The 707-nt window shown below is 67.2% G+C and carries 1 protein-coding gene; it reads left to right on the forward strand.

Features of this window, described 5'->3' with window-relative positions; translation table 11 throughout:
- Positions 1-90 precede the first annotated feature (90 nt).
- The gene (locus ACOADB_RS20300) at positions 91-591 is read left to right on the forward strand and encodes a hypothetical protein (RefSeq protein WP_378602680.1); all 501 of its coding nucleotides are present in this window, start codon (positions 91-93) and stop codon (positions 589-591) included.
- Positions 592-707: the final 116 nt, after the last annotated feature.

A 707-nucleotide genomic window follows, 5' to 3' on the forward strand; every position in this document is an offset into this window, starting at 1 on the left:
TTGGTCGGAGTTCTGCAAGCCGGCCCCTGCGTTGGGCAGTGTGCCGCGCAAGAACATTCATGGCTACGACGGACTGGGGAGCTTCCCGGGATGAGCGACACCAACGAGTTCCGCGAACGATGGGCGGAGACGGTGGTCGTCACCGAATCGCCCAACGGCTCGGTGTTCGTCCAGAACCGTGCTGACCAGGTCATCGAGGTGCGTATCGACGACGGCTACTTCAACCGGGCGTCACTCGACCAGCTGCGCACCCAGATCATCGCCGCGCTGCGTCTCGCTGTCGCCGATCGCTTCCGGGCCTACCGCTCGATGCTGCGTGACGTTTCCGGCCTCCCGTTCGGGCAGGCAGAGCGAGGCCGCCGGTCGCACGCGGATGAGAAGCGCCGGAAGTCGGAGGAGCTCCACATCGAGGGATCCTCGGCCGACGGGACGGTGACGGTCAGTGCGATCGGACTCCAGCACATCACGGTGTCGATGGATGGCGGCCTCTGGGCCTCCGGCGATCGTCACACCCTTGAGAGCAACCTGGGCGCTGCCTGCACCAGCGCGGTCCAGGCCCAGTTCGCAGGCATGAAGGAGCTCACGCACTGATGGCATCGGTCAGGAACACGGTCGCCCTCGCCGCCGGCGCCGTCGTCGTCGCCGTGGGGCTCACTGCCTGTCAGAGCAGCAGTGACACCGGTCGGGTGCTGGACGAGCGGCCCGCC

The organism is Nocardioides sp. CPCC 206348, from assembly GCF_048654705.1.
GTDB lineage: Bacteria > Actinomycetota > Actinomycetes > Propionibacteriales > Nocardioidaceae > Nocardioides.

Bases quoted from the DNA above. Each gene is read 5' to 3' on its own strand.
- ACOADB_RS20300 (WP_378602680.1), top strand. From the start codon at position 91: ATGAGCGACACCAACGAGTTCCGCGAACGATGGGCGGAGACGGTGGTC.